Genomic DNA, 3,354 nt, shown 5'->3' on the forward strand with positions numbered 1-3,354 from the left:
GCCGACTACGCGCTCTGGCAGCGCGAGATCCTCGGCGACGGCGATGCCCCGGAGAGTCTGGCCGCGGAGCAGCTCGCCCACTGGCGCCAAGCCCTCGCCGACGCGCCCGAGGAACTGGCGCTGCCGACGGACCGTCCGCGCCCCGCCGTCGCCTCGTTCGCGGGCGGGACCGTACCGCTCGCCCTGGACGCCGGCGTCCACCGCGAGCTCACCGAGCTGGCCCGCCGCCAGGGCGCCACCCTGTTCATGGTGCTGCAGGCGGCGCTGACGGCGCTGCTGTCCCGGCTCGGGGCGGGCACGGACATCCCGCTCGGCACCCCGGTCGCCGGGCGCGACGAACCCGCGGTCGAGGGCCTGGTGGGGCACTTCCTGAACACGCTCGTGCTGCGGACGGACGCGGCAGGCGACCCGGCGTTCGCCGAACTGCTGGCGCGCGTCCGGGACACCGACCTGGCCGCCTACGCCCACCAGGACCTGCCGTTCGAGCGGCTGGTGGAGGAGCTGAATCCGGCCCGCTCGCTCGCCCGGCACCCGCTGTTCCAGGTCATGCTGACCGTCCGGAACCTGCCCCCGATCCGCTGGGACCTGCCCGGTCTCGACGTCGAGGAGCTGCCGGTCGAGGCGCTCCCCGCCAAGTTCGACCTCTCGCTCACCCTGCTCGAACGGGACGGCGGCGGACTGGACGGAACCCTGGAGTACGCCGCCGACCTGTTCGACGAGGAGACGGCACGGCTGCTGGCGGACCGCTTCGCCCGCGTGCTGGCGCAGGTCGCGGCCGACCCGGCCGTCCGGCTGGGAGACCTGGACGTCCTGGCGCCCGGCGAGCGCGAGCTGGTCGTCGATGGCTGGAACGCCACGGCTCGCGCGGTGGCTACCGGGTCGCTTGCGGAGCTGTTCGAGGGGCGGGCGCGGCGTTCGCCGGATGCGGTCGCGGTGGTGTTCGGCGATGTGTGCTGGACGTTCGCCGAGTTGGACGCGCGGGCGAACCGTGTGGCGCGGACGCTGGCCGGACGTGGTGTGGGCCGTGAGGATCTGGTCGGTGTTCGGCTGGAGCGTTCGGCCGATCTGATCGCGGTGTTGCTCGGGGTGGTGAAGGCGGGGGCGGCCTATCTGCCGATCGACCCGTCGTATCCGTCCGAGCGCATCGCGTTCATGCTGGCCGACGCGAGCCCGGTGCTGGTGGTGGACGGGGAGTTCCTCGGTTCACTGGACCCGGACGGCACTCCGATTGACGTCCATGTCGGTGGTGACCAGCTCGCGTACGTGATCTACACGTCCGGTTCGACCGGGGCCCCCAAGGGCGTGGCCGTCACGCACGCCAACGTCGCCGACTTCTGCGCCGACGAGGCGTGGACCGATGAGGTGTTGGAGCGGGTGTTGGTCCAGGCCAACCACGCTTTCGACGCCTCGACCTACGAGATCTGGGCGCCGCTGCTGCGCGGAGGGCGGCTGGTGATCGTGCCGCCGGGTGAGGTGGACGTCCGGGAGCGTGCCGGTCTCATCGCCGAGCACGGCGTGACCAATGTGCACGCGACGGCCGGCCTGTTCGCCGCCTTGGCCGAGCAGGCGCCGGAGATGTTCGCGGGTGTCCGCGAGGTGTCCACCGGCGGGGACGTCGTGTCCCCGGTCGCCGTCCGCGCGCTGCTGGAGGCGCATCCGGACCTGGTGGTCCGGACGACGTACGGCCCGACCGAGACCACGGCCTTCACCACCCAACTACCTCTCACGGCAGCGCGGCAGGTTCTCGGGACGATCCCTCTCGGGCGGCCGATGGACAACGCCCGCGCCTACGTGCTGGACGAGTACCTGCGTCCGGTCCCGCCGGGCGTCATCGGTGAGCTGTACGTCGCGGGTCGCGGCGTGGCGCGCGGTTACATCGCCAACCCCGCGCTTACGGCTGAGCGGTTCGTGGCGTGCCCCTTCGGCTCCGGCGGACGGATGTACCGGACCGGCGACCTGGTGCGCTGGACGAGCGAGGGCCTGCTGGAGTTCGCGGGCCGCGTCGACGACCAGGTCAAGATCCGGGGGTTCCGGGTCGAGCTGGCCGAGATCGAAGCCGTTCTGGCTGCGCACGACGCCGTCAGCCAGGTCGTCGTCCTGGCGCGCGAGGACCAGCCGGGGACGAAGCGACTGATCGCCTACGCCGTCACCGACACGTCCCCGGAAGCACTGCGCGAGCATGTCGCCGCCAAGCTCCCGGACTACATGGTCCCGGCCGCGGTCGTCCTGCTGGACGAGTTCCCCGTGACCGTGAACGGCAAGGTCGATCGGGCCGCGCTGCCCGCTCCCGACTTCGGCGCCGGGGCCGGTGGACGTGCCCCGGCGACGCCTGGCGAAGCCGTCCTGTGCGGCCTGTTCGCCGAGATCCTCGGCCTGGAGTCGGTCGGGGCGGACGATTCGTTCTTCGAGCTCGGCGGCGACTCGATCATGTCGATGCTGGTGGTGTCGCGGGCCCGCCGCGAGGGCCTGGTGATCACGGCCCGGCAGGTGTTCGAGGAGAAGACCCCCGCCGCCCTCGCCCGCGTCGCGGAGTCGGACGCCGCGGCTGCGGCAGATGCGGGCGATGACGGCCTCGGCGCGGTGCCGCTGACCCCGGTCATGTGGGAGGTGGCCGAGCGCGGCGGGCTGAGCGACACGTTCTGCCAGTCGATGCTGTTGACGGTCCCCGCCGGGTTGGAACCCGACCGGCTGGTCGCGGCGGTGCAGGCCGTCGTGGATCGGCACGACGTCCTCCGTGCCCGGCTGGACCAGGCCGAAGGCTGCTTGCTGGTCCCCCCGCCCGGCGAGGCGCGGGCGGCTGACCTGGTGCGTCGCGCTTCCGGGCAGGACGTCGCGGCCGAACTCCGCGCGGCTGCGGATCGGCTGGACCCGGCCGCTGGCGTGATGGTGCAGGTGGTGTGGTTCGACGCTGGCCCCGCGACGCCCGGCCGGTTGCTGATCGTCGTCCACCACCTCGTCATCGACGGGGTGTCCTGGCGCATCCTGCCCCCTGACCTGGCCGCCGCTTACGAAGGCCGCGACCTGGACCCGGTCCCCACGTCCTTCCGCCGGTGGGCGACGAGGCTGGCCGAGCAGGACAGAACCGACGAAATGCCCCACTGGACACGCCTGCTCGACGGTCCGCAACCGGCCCTCGCCGCGCGCCCCCTGGACCCGTCCCGTGACACCGTCGAGGCCGGGACGCACCGGGTCTCCACGGCGCTGCCGCAAGACGTGGCCTCCGCGCTGCTCACCACGATCCCGGCGGCCTTCCACACCGGCGTCGACGACGTCCTCCTGACCGGTCTGGTCGCGGCGCTCGCCGAGCGGCACGACGGCCTGACCGGCGGCGTCCTGGTGGACGTCGAGGGCCAC

The 3,354-nt window shown here is 72.9% G+C and carries 1 protein-coding gene; it reads left to right on the plus strand.

Annotated features, from left to right (window positions below; genetic code table 11):
• Positions 1–3,354, plus strand: a 3,354-nt coding sequence (locus AB0J52_RS33090; protein ID WP_500186793.1) for a non-ribosomal peptide synthetase, incomplete at both ends; no start/stop codon positions are given.

It is taken from the genome of Spirillospora sp. NPDC049652 (assembly GCF_040675125.1).
In the GTDB taxonomy this organism is placed as follows: Bacteria; Actinomycetota; Actinomycetes; order Streptosporangiales; family Streptosporangiaceae; genus Spirillospora.